At 64.7% G+C, this 14,271-nt stretch carries 17 protein-coding genes; 4 read left to right on the plus strand and 13 right to left on the minus strand.

All coding sequences use genetic code 11. The features are described 5' to 3' along the window. The first annotated feature begins 121 nt into the window (after nucleotides 1-121). Nucleotides 122-517 carry a response regulator gene (locus ACNJX8_RS05630; RefSeq protein WP_008567674.1) on the plus strand — a complete coding sequence of 132 codons (396 nt, stop codon included), beginning with the start codon at nucleotides 122-124 and terminating at the stop codon, nucleotides 515-517. A 173-nt stretch (nucleotides 518-690) separates the two neighbouring features. Here ACNJX8_RS05630 and ACNJX8_RS05635 read toward each other — a convergent pair whose 3' ends face one another. From ACNJX8_RS05635 to uvrC, 9 genes are all read right to left on the minus strand, one after another. Then, nucleotides 691-1,545, minus strand: a complete 855-nt coding sequence (locus ACNJX8_RS05635) for a TIGR01459 family HAD-type hydrolase (RefSeq protein ID WP_128931415.1) — start codon at nucleotides 1,543-1,545, stop codon at nucleotides 691-693. Between the two features lie 15 nt (nucleotides 1,546-1,560). Beyond that, nucleotides 1,561-3,036: an EAL domain-containing protein gene (locus ACNJX8_RS05640; protein WP_439359866.1), complete on the minus strand. Its 1,476-nt coding sequence runs from the start codon at nucleotides 3,034-3,036 to the stop codon at nucleotides 1,561-1,563. A gap of 162 nt (nucleotides 3,037-3,198) precedes the next feature. Next, complete coding sequence (locus ACNJX8_RS05645; protein WP_439359867.1) at nucleotides 3,199-4,329, minus strand: YihY/virulence factor BrkB family protein; 1,131 nt, start codon at nucleotides 4,327-4,329, stop codon at nucleotides 3,199-3,201. Continuing rightward, on the minus strand, nucleotides 4,330-4,917 hold the full coding sequence (locus tag ACNJX8_RS05650; protein ID WP_439359868.1) for a phage holin family protein: 588 nt from the start codon (nucleotides 4,915-4,917) through the stop codon (nucleotides 4,330-4,332). It lies immediately after the preceding gene. Nucleotides 4,918-5,007: 90 nt separating this feature from the next. Further along, nucleotides 5,008-5,967, minus strand: coding sequence for a 50S ribosomal protein L3 N(5)-glutamine methyltransferase (gene prmB / locus ACNJX8_RS05655; RefSeq protein WP_439359869.1), 960 nt, complete (start codon nucleotides 5,965-5,967; stop codon nucleotides 5,008-5,010). Beyond that, nucleotides 5,967-6,449 (minus strand): molybdenum cofactor biosynthesis protein MoaE, encoded by a 483-nt coding sequence (locus ACNJX8_RS05660; protein WP_439359870.1) that lies wholly within the window; start codon nucleotides 6,447-6,449, stop codon nucleotides 5,967-5,969. The genes prmB and ACNJX8_RS05660 overlap by 1 nt, the downstream gene beginning before the upstream one ends. A 3-nt stretch (nucleotides 6,450-6,452) precedes the next feature. Continuing rightward, on the minus strand, nucleotides 6,453-6,704 hold the full coding sequence (moaD, locus tag ACNJX8_RS05665) for a molybdopterin converting factor subunit 1 (RefSeq protein WP_091886798.1): 252 nt from the start codon (nucleotides 6,702-6,704) through the stop codon (nucleotides 6,453-6,455). Then, entirely contained in the window at nucleotides 6,701-7,318 is a 618-nt protein-coding gene (gene pgsA, locus ACNJX8_RS05670; RefSeq protein ID WP_091886795.1) for a CDP-diacylglycerol--glycerol-3-phosphate 3-phosphatidyltransferase, read from the minus strand. Before pgsA ends, moaD begins: the two co-directional genes overlap by 4 nt. A gap of 97 nt (nucleotides 7,319-7,415) precedes the next feature. Beyond that, nucleotides 7,416-9,485, minus strand: a complete 2,070-nt coding sequence (gene uvrC / locus ACNJX8_RS05675; RefSeq protein WP_249759583.1) for an excinuclease ABC subunit UvrC — start codon at nucleotides 9,483-9,485, stop codon at nucleotides 7,416-7,418. Between the two features lie 249 nt (nucleotides 9,486-9,734). Here uvrC and ACNJX8_RS05680 point away from each other — a divergent pair, with 249 nt between their 5' ends. Further along, nucleotides 9,735-10,358: an outer membrane protein gene (locus tag ACNJX8_RS05680; RefSeq protein ID WP_439359871.1), complete on the plus strand. Its 624-nt coding sequence runs from the start codon at nucleotides 9,735-9,737 to the stop codon at nucleotides 10,356-10,358. A 71-nt stretch (nucleotides 10,359-10,429) separates the two neighbouring features. On the opposite strand, the gene ACNJX8_RS05685 is transcribed toward ACNJX8_RS05680, so the two are convergent. The 4 genes from ACNJX8_RS05685 to ACNJX8_RS05700 form a co-directional block, all read right to left on the minus strand. Beyond that, on the minus strand, nucleotides 10,430-10,645 hold the full coding sequence (locus ACNJX8_RS05685; protein ID WP_008544396.1) for a cold-shock protein: 216 nt from the start codon (nucleotides 10,643-10,645) through the stop codon (nucleotides 10,430-10,432). Between the two features lie 251 nt (nucleotides 10,646-10,896). Continuing rightward, on the minus strand, nucleotides 10,897-11,757 hold the full coding sequence (locus ACNJX8_RS05690) for a 23S rRNA (adenine(2030)-N(6))-methyltransferase RlmJ (RefSeq protein ID WP_439359872.1): 861 nt from the start codon (nucleotides 11,755-11,757) through the stop codon (nucleotides 10,897-10,899). Nucleotides 11,758-11,914: 157 nt separating this feature from the next. Further along, nucleotides 11,915-12,619 (minus strand): ribonuclease T2 family protein, encoded by a 705-nt coding sequence (locus ACNJX8_RS05695; protein ID WP_439359873.1) that lies wholly within the window; start codon nucleotides 12,617-12,619, stop codon nucleotides 11,915-11,917. A gap of 105 nt (nucleotides 12,620-12,724) precedes the next feature. Continuing rightward, entirely contained in the window at nucleotides 12,725-13,186 is a 462-nt protein-coding gene (locus tag ACNJX8_RS05700) for a hypothetical protein (protein WP_128931425.1), read from the minus strand. A gap of 183 nt (nucleotides 13,187-13,369) precedes the next feature. On the opposite strand from ACNJX8_RS05700, the gene ACNJX8_RS05705 reads away from it, so the two are divergent. Beyond that, on the plus strand, nucleotides 13,370-13,663 hold the full coding sequence (locus ACNJX8_RS05705; RefSeq protein WP_128931426.1) for a hypothetical protein: 294 nt from the start codon (nucleotides 13,370-13,372) through the stop codon (nucleotides 13,661-13,663). 45 nt (nucleotides 13,664-13,708) lie between these two features. Beyond that, nucleotides 13,709-14,239, plus strand: coding sequence for a DUF3617 domain-containing protein (locus tag ACNJX8_RS05710; protein ID WP_439359874.1), 531 nt, complete (start codon nucleotides 13,709-13,711; stop codon nucleotides 14,237-14,239). Nucleotides 14,240-14,271: the final 32 nt, after the last annotated feature.

Genomic DNA, 14,271 nt, shown 5'->3' on the forward strand with positions numbered 1-14,271 from the left:
GGCGTCCGCAGTTAACGCGCTGTTTAACGCCTTGATGCTAGTCCTTGAGCGTGGAACTGCCGGGCTCCGGGCCTGGCAGATCCGATCGTAATATTCCTGGGTTTGCGTTGGGGGAGTCGAGATGGCGGTTGATTTGTCGATGCCGGTTCTGGTGGTGGACGACTACAGCACCATGATCCGTATCATCAGGAATCTGCTGAAGCAGCTTGGCTTCGAGAACATCGATGATGCCAGCGACGGTTCGGCGGCGCTGAACAAGATGCGCGGCAAGAAGTACGGGCTCGTGATCTCCGACTGGAACATGGAGCCGATGACGGGTTACGACCTCCTGCGTGAAGTGCGCGCGGATCCGAACCTCGCCACCACGCCTTTCATCATGATCACGGCCGAATCCAAGACCGAGAACGTGATCGCGGCCAAGAAGGCCGGCGTGAACAATTACATCGTCAAGCCGTTCAACGCGGCGACGCTGAAGACCAAGATCGAAGCGGTCTTCCCGGACATGGCGAGCGCGTAAGGGCGCCTGGCCTGAAAGCAGTCATCCATTGAGATCGTCATGCCCGGGCTTGTCCCGGGCATCCACGTTCTTGGACATGCGAAGGACGGCGTGGATGGCCGGGTCAAGCCCGGCCATGACGAGGTCTGGAGCCCTGCAATTCGTCCAAGCTCGCGTCGTGTCGTAGTACGCCATCACCACTTCAATTCGCGCATCAGCGCCTTCGGCGGATGGCCGAACAATTCCATCACGGATGCCGGGTCGAGCTGGTCGAGACCCTCGAACTCCTCGGCATGGATGCCGCGGGTGACGAACAGGCAGTCGATGCCGAACTCGCGCGCGCCGGTGAGATCGGTGCGGACGGAATCGCCGATCGCCAGGACCTTTTTGCGATCAATTTGGTGTCCCTGGCGTTCGCCGGCGAGCGCCATCGCGCGCTCATAGATCGGCCGATGCGGCTTGCCGTAGAAGATCACCTCGCCCCCGAGTTCGCGGTAGAGCTCGGCGATCGCGCCGGCGCAATAGATCAGCCGGTCGCCGCGTTCGACCACGATGTCGGGGTTGGCGCAGACCAGCGTCAGCTTGCGCTCGCGCGCCTTCAGCATCATGCCGCGATAGTCTTCCGCCGTCTCGGTCTCGTCGTCATAGAGGCCGGTGCAGACGATGTAATCGGCTTCCTCCAGCGGCGCGGTCGTTGCATCGAGGCCACGGTAGATCGAGTTGTCGCGCTCGGGGCCGAGCCAGAACATCTTGCGGCCGGGATGCTCGGCGACATAGAGCCGCGTCAGGTCGCCCGACGAGACGATCGCGTCATAGGTCTCGTCCGCGACACCGAGCTTGCGCAATTGCCGCTGCACGGAGTCGGCTGGGCGCGGTGCGTTGGTGATCAGGATCACCGTGCCGCCGCGGCTGCGATAGGTATGCAGCGCCTCGCAGGCCTCGGGGAAGGATTCGAGACCGTTATGGACCACGCCCCAGATGTCGCTGAGCACGACGTCAACGCCAGCCACGAGCTCGCGCAGGCTTTCGGCAAAATGCAAAGTGGTCATGATGCGCGCGGCCGATCAGATCCGGCGCGCGAGCGCCGCGTTGCCGGTGATGCGTTGTGGCGGCGGCGCTGAAGACGTCGCGCCTGAGCTGGGTGTGCCGGAGCCATTGGATCCCTGGATGTCCTGCGCCTGGTTCGGCGAGGCCCCGCCGGTAGCAGATGCCCCTTCCGGCCGCAATGGCCGGGGCGGTGCGAACAGAAAGCCCTGGCCGAACCGCACGTCATAATCGAGCAGGTCGACCACCGCGCGCTCGCCCTCGATCCGCTCGGCGATCAGGTCGATACCGAAGCGGCCGAGCAGGTCGGAGAGATCGGACGGATGGATGTCCGAGGTCGAGGCCTGCTTCGGATCGAGCAGCAGCGTGGCCGGCACCTTGATGAAGCGCACGCCGCGGTCGGCGAGCTCGCGCGGCTCGATGCGCAAATCCGTGACATGGTCGATCGAGAAGCGATAGCCGCGCTGGGCGAGCGCGGCGAGATTCTCGGTCTCGGCCGGACCGAGGTTGCGGAAGGTCGACTGCTTGAACTCCAGCACCAGCGAGGGTGCCAGCGCCCGGTTGGCTTCGAGGAAGTCGAGGCATTGCGCGAAGGTGGTGGAATTGCCGAGCGTGGAGGCCGCGACATTGCAGAACACGCCGACATCCTTGTTGCGCACCATCAGGCGCCGCAGCACCTGCACACAGCGCAGCATCACCATGTTGTCGATGCGCCCGATCAGCCCGGAGGCTTCCGCGATACTGATGAACTCCTCGGCGGCGATCAGCTGGTCGCGCTCGTCGCGCAGGCGTGTCACCGCCTCGTAGAACCGCACCTTGCGCTGCGGCAGCGTCACCATCGGCTGGAGGAAGATGTCGATGCGGTTCTCGTCGATCGCGTTGCGCAGCGTCGCCAGCAATTGGGTCTGGTTGCGGCCGTTGGCGACCTGGGTCGGGACCGCCTGTGCGGGCCGCGGCTGCGCTGCGGGAGGCGGGGGCGGCACGGGCAACGGTGACGGGGCAGCCGGCCGCTCGTCGATCGTCGCGATCAGATCGAGCGGCGCCACCGGATCCTGCTTCTCGACCGGGCTTGCGGCTGATACCGGAGCGCCGCCAGCCAGCAGGTCCTCATGCGCCGAGACGGTGGTGGCGAGCTGCCTGACCAGTCCGCCGAGCTCGTTGATCTCGCCGACCACCGACTGGATGCGGTCGGAGTTGGTCGAATTGGACGAGGCGATGCGTCCCTCGACCGCCGCGAGTCGGCGGCCGAACTCGGCCACCTGACGGGCGAGGTCGGCGGTGCCGCGCGAGAGGTCGGCGATCTGGCCGCCGACGTCGCTGCGGTCGCGCAGCCGCATCGACACCGCGTTGTAGAGGATCAGGAAGGTCAGCGCGGTCAGCGCCACGATCGCGGATTCGGTTCCGCTGATGCCGGCGACCGAATAGAGCATCAGCCCGAGCGAGGCCGCGACCAGAACCATGCAGATGGCGATAAAGATCGTCGAAATGCGAATCATGCCGCGCGTTACTTCTCAAGAGCTGACTGTCTTACCCGGGAAAACACGGGCCGCCGTCCGACCCGTCACGCCTCATGCTCCCCCAAGCAGCATGACCTTAACATCATTGTTGATTCGAGGGGATAGCAGCCTCCAGCACGCGCGTTCAGGACCGTCATGGCCTCAGGCCGGCGCGGCGGCGCCGACCGTATCGGCCGAGACGGCTTCGCGGCTGCCGAGCGGCTTCGGCCGCCCGGTGGTCGTGTCGCGCAGGGTCTGCCGTTCGATCTCCGAGTTCAGCTCGGCTCCGAACATGATGACGATCGCAGACACCCACATCCACATCATCAGGCCGATCGCCGCACCGAGCGAGCCGTAGGTCGCGTTGTAATTGGCGAATTCCGAGAGATACCAGGACAGCAGTGCCGAGCCGGCGATCCAGAGGATGGCCGCCGTCACCGCGCCGAGGCTCAGCCATTGCCAGCGCGGTGCATCGCGGCTGGGCGCGAAGCGGTAGAGGATGGCGAGCGCCACGAGCAGGATCAGGAACAGCAGCGGCCATCGTGCCAGCGCCACGATCAATTTGCTTTCAGGCGCCAGGCCGAGGTGATTGAGCGCGAGCGGGAGGGCGACGACGGCAGCAACCATCAGCAACAGCGCCATGATGCCGCCGACCGTGAAGGCCAGCGACACCATGTTCAGCCGGATGAAGCTGCGCTTCTCGCGCTCCTCATAGGCGACGTTGAGGGCGTCGAAGATCGCCTTGACGCCGGCATTGGCGCTCCAGATCGCAAGCACAAGGCCGAACAGGAAGGTGGCACCCAGCGCCGTATTGCCCTTCGACACCACACGCCCGACCTGCTCCTCGACGATCTGGAAGGTACCTTCGGGAAGCATCATCGCCAGCTTCTGGAGGTTATCGCTGATCGTGGAGGGATCGGCGAACAGCCCGTAGGACGAGACCAGCGCGGTCACGGCCGGAAAGATCGCGAGCAGCCCGAAGAACACGACGCCGCCCGCTGTGGCGAGCAGGCGATCCTCGTCGATGCGCTGATAGGTGCGCCAGAAGATATCCTTCCAGCCAGCCCAGGGGATCGTGAAAGGGCTCTTCGCGCGGCGGCCATGGCCGGGCTGTACGGCTGCGCGCGCCGGGTCGGTTTCCGGTGAATTCGCCTCTCCTTTGCGGTGGTCCTGCGAGGGCCCCGAGCGGACCAGGGCGGAGTCCTGGAAGTAGCGCTCGGCGGTGAGCACGAACACAGCCGTGGCCGCCACCAGCAACCAGCTGTCCATCTGCTCGGAGCGCCGTACCACCACTCACGCCTCCAGACTGTGCCTATGGCGCCGCCGGCGTGCGGCCGTAAGCCCGACCAGGCCGACGGCTGCGAGCATCAGGCCCAGTTGCACGGGACGGTTGGCGCGGTTCGGCCAGGCTTTGCTGCCATGACCGCGTTCGCCGGGCGCAAGCGGCACGAGGGGGATCGTCGTTGCGACCTCCTTCACGGCCTCCTTGACCGTTCCACGAGGAATCCGCGGGGTGGTGATCGCAACGCGCATGCGGCTGGCAAGCGGCACGACCGGCTTGGCCGGCCGCTTCATCATCGTCATGGCGATGCCGACGCAGACCGCCGCCAACACCAGCAGCACTGCACCGACAGCACCGAAACCCCAGAATTGCCCGTAGGTGATCTCAACCCAGCGATACAGGGCGGCCAGACCGACAAAGAAGGCCGCGATGACGAACAGCCCGGCCACCGCAAACAGGCCGGCTGCAACCGCGTAGGACGTCGCGCGTCCGGTGGCCTGGCTGGTGCGGTCGCGCAAGTACGATTGCGTGGCTCGCTTGAGATGGTTGAGCTTGAGCGCCACGCCGGCGCGCAGCAATTCGCCCGATGGCGCGAGCATGCGGACATCCTCCGAGAGCCACGAAATTCGTCGGGGGATGAACGTGGCGGAATTTGACTTGTTCCGAGGGAGCAGGCCCGCTGGAGAGGATCAGCCGAGATCGGCGGCTGCGATCCAGAACACTTCGGCCTCGGAGTCTTCGGTGTCCAGCCAGAGCAACGGCAGTTCCGGAAAGGCCTCGTCGACCAGCTCGCGACCGCGCCCGATCTCGCAGATCAACCCGCCATCCGGCGTCAGGTGATCGGGTGCCTCGCGCAGGATGCGGCGCACCACGTCGAGGCCGTCGGCGCCGCCGTCGAAGGCGAGTTTTGGTTCGGCCCGGCACTCCGGCGGCAGCGCGGCCATGCCTTCGGCATCGACATAGGGCGGATTGGTGATGATCAGGTCGTAGCGTGCATCGCCGAGCGGGGCGAACAGGTCGCCGCGATACAGGCTGATCCGGTCGTCGAGCCCGTATTCGCCGACATTCCGCGTGGCGACCTCGATCGCGCCCTTGGAGATGTCGACGGCATCGACCGCAGCATTCGGAAAATGATGCGCGGCGAGGATGGCGAGGCATCCCGATCCCGTGCAGAGATCGAGCACGCGCTCGACGGCCGTGGGATCGTCGATCAGCGATCCGGCAGCGCCGTCGCTGCCGAAATGCGAATCCAGCAGCTCGCCGATGAAGGAGCGCGGAACGATGACGCGCTCGTCGACATAGAAGGGAAGGCCGCGCATGTAGATCTTGTTGACGAGATAGGCGGCCGGTTTGCGCGTGGTGACGCGCCGATGGATGAGATCGAGGATGGTCTTGCCCTCGGCGACTGTGACGCGCGCGTTGGCAAAAATCTCGAACTGTTCGGGATTGAGATGCAGCGCCTCGCTGACCAGGAAGGCCGCCTCGGCAACCGGATCGGTCGTGCCGTGAGCAAAGGCGAGCTCGGCTTCGACAAAGCGGCTCACCGCATAGCGGACGAAATCGAGCAGCGTGAGAAGCTCACCCGGACCGACCTTCGCAAGTCTTGGCGCGGCGCGGCCGCGCGCGGTCTTTTTGGTTGCTCTTGCCATCAGGATCGGGTCCAGCGCGCGGCGGCTTCGTCGTCACGGGCCTGGGCCTCGACCCAGCCGGCGCCGGCTTCGCTCTCTTCCTTCTTCCAGAACGGCGCGCTCGTCTTGAGATAATCCATCAGGAACTCGGCCGCCTGGAACGCGGCCTGGCGGTGTTGCGAGGCAGTCAGCACCAGCACGATGTTCTGGCCGGGCATGAAGCGGCCGACACGGTGGATCACCGTGACGCCGTTCAGCGGCCAGCGCGAAATCGCCTCGTCGGCGTGACGCTTGATCTCTTCTTCCGCCATGCCCGGATAATGTTCGAGCGTGAGCGCTGCGATCTTCGCGCTGTCCTCGTCGGCTCGGCAGATGCCGGAGAAGCTCACGACCGCGCCGATGTCGGAAGGGCTCTTGGTCAGGATCGCGATCTCGCGCCCAATGTCGAAATCATCCTCCTGGATGCGGATGGTGACGGGGCAGGTGGTGACAGCGGAGGTCATGGCCTAGCCGCCGGTCATCGGCGGGAAGAACGCGATCTCGCGGGCGCCCGCGATCGCGGTGTCCTGCTTGACATGGGCATGATCGATCGCGGCGCGGATCACCTTCGGCTTCTCGAAGGCGTAGGCGTAGGCCTCGCTCCGACCGGACAGCCAGGCGATCAGCTCCTCGATGGTGCGCACCGTCGCGGGCGGCTCGATCATCTCCTCGGCCTTGCCGACGCGCTCGCGCACCCAGGCGAAATACTTCACCTTCATCCCTCGTCCTCCTTGATGAGGTGATGGATGCCGGCGCGGAAATAGTCGTAGCCGGTGTACATGGTGAGGATCGCCGAAGCCCACAGCAGCGCCAGTCCGATCATCGACACCACCGGCACCACCTCATCGCCCGCCGGGCCGGCGAGCAGGAAGCCGATGGCGACGAGCTGAACCGTGGTCTTCCATTTGGCGAGCTTGGTCACGGGCACGCTGACGCGCAGCGCGGCGAGATATTCGCGCAGGCCCGAGACCAGGATCTCGCGGCACAGGATCACGATGGCAGCCCACAGCGACCAGCCATGGATGATGCCGTCGGCGGCCAGCATCAGCAGGCACGAGGCGACCAGCAGCTTGTCGGCGATCGGATCGAGCATCCGGCCGAACGCCGATTGCTGATTCCAGATTCGCGCATAATAGCCATCGAGGTAATCCGTCACCGCGGCGCCGATGAAGATGGCCACCGCCACCCAGCGCAGCCACAGCGGCCCATCCACGATCGACTGCGCGTAAATGCATCCGACCACGACCGGGATCGCGGCGATCCGGCCGTAGGTCAGGATGTTGGGAAGGGACATCGAGCGCCTGGTTGCCCCTCGTGTCGTTGCGATGTTCATCCGTCCTACCAATACCGCTGGTGCCTGAACGTCAACCGTTCCGCTCCTCAAATGAGGCGCGGACGCAACGATCATATGACCGCGGTCCCCCTTTAGTTCATCCCGGCTGGGGATGGAAATACTCGAAAATCCTGCGGGCGCTCTCGGCGCTGACCCCCGGAACCTTGCCGAGATCGGCGATCGAGGCACGTTCGATCTCCTTCAGGGTTCCGAAATGATGCAGCAAGGCACGTTTGCGTGACGGGCCAATGCCCGGAATCTCCTGCAAACCGGCCTCGCGGATGTCCTTCTTGCGCAGCTTGCGGTGCGAGCCGATGACGAAGCGGTGGGCCTCGTCGCGCAGGCGCTGGATGAAATAGAGCACGGGATCGCGCGGCTCCAGCTTGATTGCCTCGCGCTCCGGCATGAACAGGGTCTCGCGGCCCGCATCCCGGTCCGGCCCCTTGGCGACCGACATCAGCGACACCTCGGTCAGGCCGAGATTTGCAAAGATCTCGCGGACGGCGTTGAGCTGGCCGCGGCCGCCGTCGATGATGACGAGGTCGGGCCATTGCGGGAAATCGTCGTCCTTCGCCTTGGTCACGCCCTCCTCAGGCGGATTGATCAGGCGCTTGAAGCGTCGCTCCAGCACCTCGCGCATCATGGCGTAGTCGTCGCCGGGCGTCAGCCCTTCCGACTTGATGTTGAACTTGCGGTACTGGTTCTTCACGAAACCATCCTGGCCGGCGACGATCATGGCGCCGACCGCGTTGGTGCCCTGGATGTGGCTGTTGTCGTAGACCTCGATGCGCTTGGGCACGTGCGGCAGGCTCAGCGTCGCGGCCATGGCCTCGAGCAAGCGGCTCTGCGTCGCGGTGTCCGCGAGCTTGCGGCCGAGCGCCTCGCGCGCATTGGTCAGCGCGTGGGTGACGAGCTCCTTCTTCTCGCCGCGCTTGGGCGCGGTGACCTCGACCTTGTGGCCGGCCTTGATCGACAGCGCGTTGGCGAGCAGCTCGCTCTCCTCGATCTCGTGCGAGAGCAGGATGTTCTTTGGCGGCGGCTTGTCGTCGTAGAACTGGGCGAGGAAGGAGCCGAGCACTTCCTCCGGGGTAAATGTCTTTTCCGCACGCGGAAAATAAGCGCGGTTGCCCCAATTCTGTCCGGTGCGGAAGAAGAACACCTCGACGCAGGAGAAGCCGCCCTCCTGGTGGATGGCGAACACGTCGGCTTCCTCGACCGTGCGCGGATTGATGCCCTGCTGCGACTGGATCGCCGAGAGCGCGGCGAGGCGGTCGCGGTAGAGCGCCGCGCGCTCGAATTCGAGCTCGCCGGAGGCCTTCTCCATCTCGCCAGCGAGCTCCTGCTTCACCGCATGGCTCTTGCCGGAGAGGAAGTCGGTCGCCTCGCGCACCAGCGTCGTATAGCCGGGAAAGTCGATCTCTCGGGTGCAGGGGCCGGCGCAGCGGCGGATCTGGTAGAGCAGGCAGGGCCGGGTGCGGCTCTCGAAGAAGGAATCGGTGCAGGAGCGGATCAGGAACGCGCGCTGAAGTGCGGTGATGGTGCGGTTCACGGCGCCCGCCGAGGCGAACGGGCCGAAATAGCGGCCGGGCCGCGTCTGCGCGCCGCGGTGCTTCAGGATCTGGGGCGCCCAATGGTCGCCGGTGATCAGGATGTAGGGAAACGACTTGTCGTCGCGCAGCTGCACGTTGAAGCGCGGCCGCAGCTGCTTGATGAGGTTGGCCTCCAGCAGCAGTGCTTCCGTCTCGGTGTTGGTCGAGACGATCTCCACGGTCACCGTGGCGGCGATCATGCGCAGGATGCGCGCCGGCTGCGGCGCACTCTGGCGCGCGTAATTGGACAGGCGCTTTTTGACGTTCTTGGCCTTGCCGACATAGAGCACGTCCGCGTTCGCATTGAGCATGCGATAGACGCCGGCCGAGGTGGGGGCGAGCCGGACAGCGCGCTCGATCGCCTCATGACCGGTCGCCAGCGGGCCCTCGCCGACCGCGCCGCTCTCTTCCAGGATATCCGGCAGCCGCGCCTCGTCCTCGTCGTCGCCGCTCGCGGTCGCGGGATCGAGGTCCGGTGGCGTCATTTCCGTGTCCCGGGGCGAGGCGTCCGGCGCGGTGACGCGCACCGGTTTGCGCGCGCGTGCCTCGTCCGGGTTGTCGGGGGAATCGTGAACCATGGTACGAATTTAGGCGCTGGGGTTGCCGATTTGAAGTTCCGGCAGTGGCGCGCGCACAGGGATGGCGGGCGCAGTTCCCGGTAACGCTTGCTTAAGCCTGTTAACAGCGCGGTAACCCGGCTTAACAGCCCTTTAACTTAGAACTCTCGATAAATCTTACGCGAAAAAGTGGTGGTTCCGTAACCATGCGGTCTGGCCTTGCGCGGCAGCGCAGGCATCGCGGTGGCGGCAGTTGCGTTGGAGTGTGTGATGAACGGGCTCGTTGTGGGCGCAGCCGCGTTGGTTGCAGCCGGCTGGACAGCTTCGGCAGGGGCCGCCGATCTCAATTACGGGCAGCGCGCGCCCTATACCGTCAATCAGCCGCTCAATGCGTATAGCTGGGCTGGTCCTTATCTGGGCGGCAACATCGGCTACGAATGGGGCTCGGTCGACAACAATCCCTCAAAGCCCTCCGGCTTCGTCGGCGGCGTGCAGGCCGGCTATAATTTCCAGAACGGCCCTTGGGTGTTCGGCGTGGAGGGCGACATCCAGGCCGCCGGTGCCGACGATACCTTCGCGCCGTGGAAGTTTTCCAATCCGTGGTTCGGCACCCTGCGCGGCCGCGCCGGCTATGCCTTCAGCAACGTGCTGTTCTACGGCACCGCTGGCCTCGCCTTCGGCGAGCTGCGCGCGCAGACCTTCGGCTGGACGGAGTCGCACACCACCGCCGGCTGGACCATCGGTGCCGGCGCGGAAGTCGGCCTTGCGCCGAACTGGAGCGCCAAGCTCGAATATCTCTACATCGACCTATCGACGAGTCAGTTCGCAATTACGGGCGTGTCAAACGGCTATAGCGCCAGCGTTGTCCGCGCAGGCGTGAACTATCACTTCTGATAGCTGAAGAAGAAAATACCGGACCAACCTCCCGGCCGCTCGCGGCCGGGATTTTTTTAAAGCCAGGCTCGCTAGGAGAGGATGACCAAATTGACCGCCTTCGGTCCCTTCCCCTTCTTGTCCGGTTCGACTTCGAACGTAATACGCTGTCCTTCGGCAAGGTCCTTCAGTCCCGCCCGCTCCACGGCGGTGATGTGAACGAAGACGTCGCGGCCGCCGTCGTCGGGCTTGATGAAGCCGTAGCCGCGCTCACCGTTGAAGAACTTGACCGTTCCCGTCATGGCCATCGGGAAACTCCCCCTCATTGCTCCTCCGCCGCGACGCAGACTCACGTCACGACATGACCGGACCTTACGAAGCCCGGGAGCTGGCCATCCTTGGGCGGACCTCATCGGCCCGGCCGGATCTTTCTTAGGCCTTCACTCCGCCGCAACCATTCGCGGAAGCGGAACGTAAAGCCAGTCACGGCAACAGCATAATACGGTTCTTCGCAGATTGACTACCGCTCCTGCATATTTTTCCCAAGAATGCCGGAGTGTTACGGCCTCGGCACCTCCAATCGGAATCTGGCAGCGCCGCCCTGGCCGAGCGGCATTTCGAGCTCCGGCAGGATCGTCTTGAGCTCGCCGTGCAGCGTGTAGGGCGGGTTGACGATCAGAAGACCGGCGGAGGTGAGGGCCGCACCATCGAGCTGCGGCGCCACACTGAATTCGAGGCGCAGGCATTTTCCGGGCGGCTTTGCTGCGGCTGCGAGCCGCGCCACCATTTGCGCCAGCGTATCGGTGGCGCGCCGGTTCTTGGCCGGATACCAGATTACGTAGATACCGGTCGGCCATTTCGCGAAAGCCGTCGCGACGGCCTCGCCAAGCCGCTCGAACTCGTCCTTGGCCTCGAAGGGCGGGTCGATCAGCACGAGGCCGCGCCGCTCCTTCGGTGGCACGAAGGCCGGCAGTGCCATCCAGCCGTCGAGATCGACCACCCGCGCCTGTTCGTCGCGGCGCAGCACGTCGATCAGCGCCTTGCGTGCCTTCGGCTCGAGCTCGCAGGCGACGAGGCGGTCCTGCGGCCTGAGCAGGCCGCGCGCGATCAGCGGCGAGCCCGGATAGGCCTTGAGCTCGCCCTTCGGATTGAAGGCGCGGACGATGTCGAGATAGGGCTTGGTCAGCGCCGCGGTCTCGTTCGACAGGCGCGCCTGCATCAGCCGTGCAATGCCGGTCAGCCACTCGCCGCCGCGGCGTGCCTCGTCGCTGCCGAGGTCGTAGAGACCGGCGCCGGCATGGGTGTCGATGACGCGGAACGCCGCCGGCTTGTCCTGCAAATAAGTGAGGATGCGCGCCAGCACGATGTGCTTGATGACATCGGCGAAGTTGCCGGCGTGGAAGGCGTGGCGGTAGTTCATGGGATCAGACTATGTTGTCTCGCGCGATCCCAACCCCTTGTCATTGCGAGCGCAGCGAAGCAATCCAGAATCTAACTCCGGAGGCAGTCTGAATTGCTTCGTCGCCAGCTCAAAATTGCTTCGCAATTTTGTCGCGGGCTCCTCGCAATGACCGGAACTATCCACCCCTGATCGGCGGCATCGTCACCTGGTCGCGGCGGCAGGCGCGGCGTTCGATCTCGTCGCAGGCGCGGAATTGCAGGTCCTTGCTGAGGCAGATGCGCACCTCGGAGAGCCGGGTCCGGTTGCAGGTGACCGAGATGGCGGCATCGCTGAGGCCGGGATTGGCCTTGATGAAGGCGTCCTCGATCTCCGCCGGCGCCACGGTCTTGGCCTGCGACAGATCGAGATATTCCGCCGGGATCTTGATCGCGGCGCGCGCCTTGCGGATCGTCTCGAAATAGCTGCGGCCCTCGAGCCCGGAGCAGGTGCCGTGCTTGTCCCATTCGTTGAAGATCAGGCCCGGCGCCGGCATCAGGTCGAGCATCGAGGAGACGATGCTGCGGTTCAGCCGCGGTGCCGGCCGCTGGCAATATTCGGGGAAGCCGTTTTCATATTGCGGCCACAGCCCATGCACCACGAAGGCGTAGGGGCGTCCGCTGCACTGCATCTGTGAGCGGCCGCCGCGCTCGGCCGCTTCCTCGCAGAAGGAGGGCGACCATGACAGCGATAGCACATAGAAATCGAACTCGCCCGGCGCGTTCTGCCGCTTGTCCTGAGCCTTTGCGTCACTGGCGAACGAGGCCAGCCCAGCGGCAAGGATCAGGGAAAGGGTCAGCGAGATCACCAGGCGGGAGAACGAATGCAATCTGGAATGAAACATGGCGACGCCCCTCAACTAGACTGTGCAACGAAGCCTAGCAGGCGATAAGAACATTTCAAGAACAAAATTCAGGCGACCGCCATTCAGCCGCCAGTTCGACCCGAATCAGGGCTTTGCGGCGCGGCAGGCCGGATTATAGGCCCAGTTGCGGTCGACGCCGACGACGCACCATTCGACGCCATTGCCGTAGCCGGCGAAGCCGCCATCCTCGATGATCGAGAAATGCACCTTGCGCACCTTGCCGTCATTGAGCAGGGCATCGCCGGTGCAATAGCGGCGCGGAATGTTGTCGGACTGCCAGGGACGGAACGCGGTCTCGCGAACGGCGGAGAAGCCGGTGATTTTCAGCGAGGAATTCCAGAACGAGCTTTCTTTTTCCCAGAACTGGGCGGCGATCGTCGGCAGCGCCTTGTCGCAATCGGCGACGGCGCCGTCGTAGCGCGGTCCGCTCAGCCAGAAATTCAGCTCCAGCGGATTGGCGGCTCTGGCCTCACCGAACGACAGCGCCCCGAACATGAGGCCGAGCACGGCGGCAAAGCGGAGCGATTTCAGGGAGGGGGCGCGCATGGTCAATCCGGACAGCTGGGTCTTGCGAAGGTCGGACGGTGCCGCGAAGGCCGGGGGAGGTCAAGTGCACCGCGGCAACACTTCGCCAGGAGTTGACCATATCGTCGCAGCCGACAGGGCTTCCGTTCTTTTCACTTCCAGTCCGGCACCGTAAACTGGGGGCAGCCAATTGGAGTGACGGGAATGCGAATCATTGCGGCCGCGGGCCTTCTTGCCTTGGGTATGATGGCGAGCCAGTCGGCGCGCGCCGATATCCTTCCAGTGCCGCCGTTCAAGGGCAACGACACCGGCGGCATCATCGCCTATTCGATGGCGACCCAGGCCGATGCGCGACAGGTCGCGGTCGATCACTGCGCGCGCTACGGCAAGGTCGTCAAATTCCTCGCGGTGCAGGCCTATGAGGGTGGCTACATCTCGTTCTCCTGCCGCTGGGTGCCCTATGGCGCTGCCGAGCAGCCGATCCGCACGCTGTACTGAGGCGTTGTCGTAACGCCCAAAACTCTCAAGCCGGGAGTCTTCCACATGACGCGCAAACTTGCTTTGCTCGGCTCGGTCGCTTGTCTCGTGCTGTCGGCAGGCGCAGCCGGCGCCGACGATCTGCCGATGCGCAAGGCCGGGCTATGGGAAATGAAGCTGGTCACGACCGGCTCGCCCGTGCCCGAGATGACCATGCAGCACTGCACTGACGAGACCGTCGATAAGGAGATGAGCAACAACGTCCCCCCGATGGCAAAGCAGATCTGCGCCAAGCAGGAGATTAAGAAAACGGCGACCGGCTATGTCAGCGATTCCGAATGCAGCGTCGCCGGCGTCAGCACGACCTCGCATGCCGAGATCTCAGGCGATTTCAATTCGGCCTACACCGTGAAGACCTCCTCGCACGCGCAAGGCGGCGTCGCCGGCGCAGCCGGCCGCGATAGCACCATGACGCTGCAAGCCAAATGGTTAGGGGCCTGCAAGCCGGATCAGAAGCCCGGCGACATCGTGATGCCCGGTGGCTTCAAGATGAACGTGCGCGATGTCGATAAGCTGAAGGCGCTGCTGCCGAAGTAGACGCGCTCACCGCGCAACCGGTGCGCTCCCTC

Source organism: Bradyrhizobium sp. SPXBL-04 (genome assembly GCF_051853035.1).
GTDB classification, from domain to species: domain Bacteria; phylum Pseudomonadota; class Alphaproteobacteria; order Rhizobiales; family Xanthobacteraceae; genus Bradyrhizobium; species Bradyrhizobium zhanjiangense.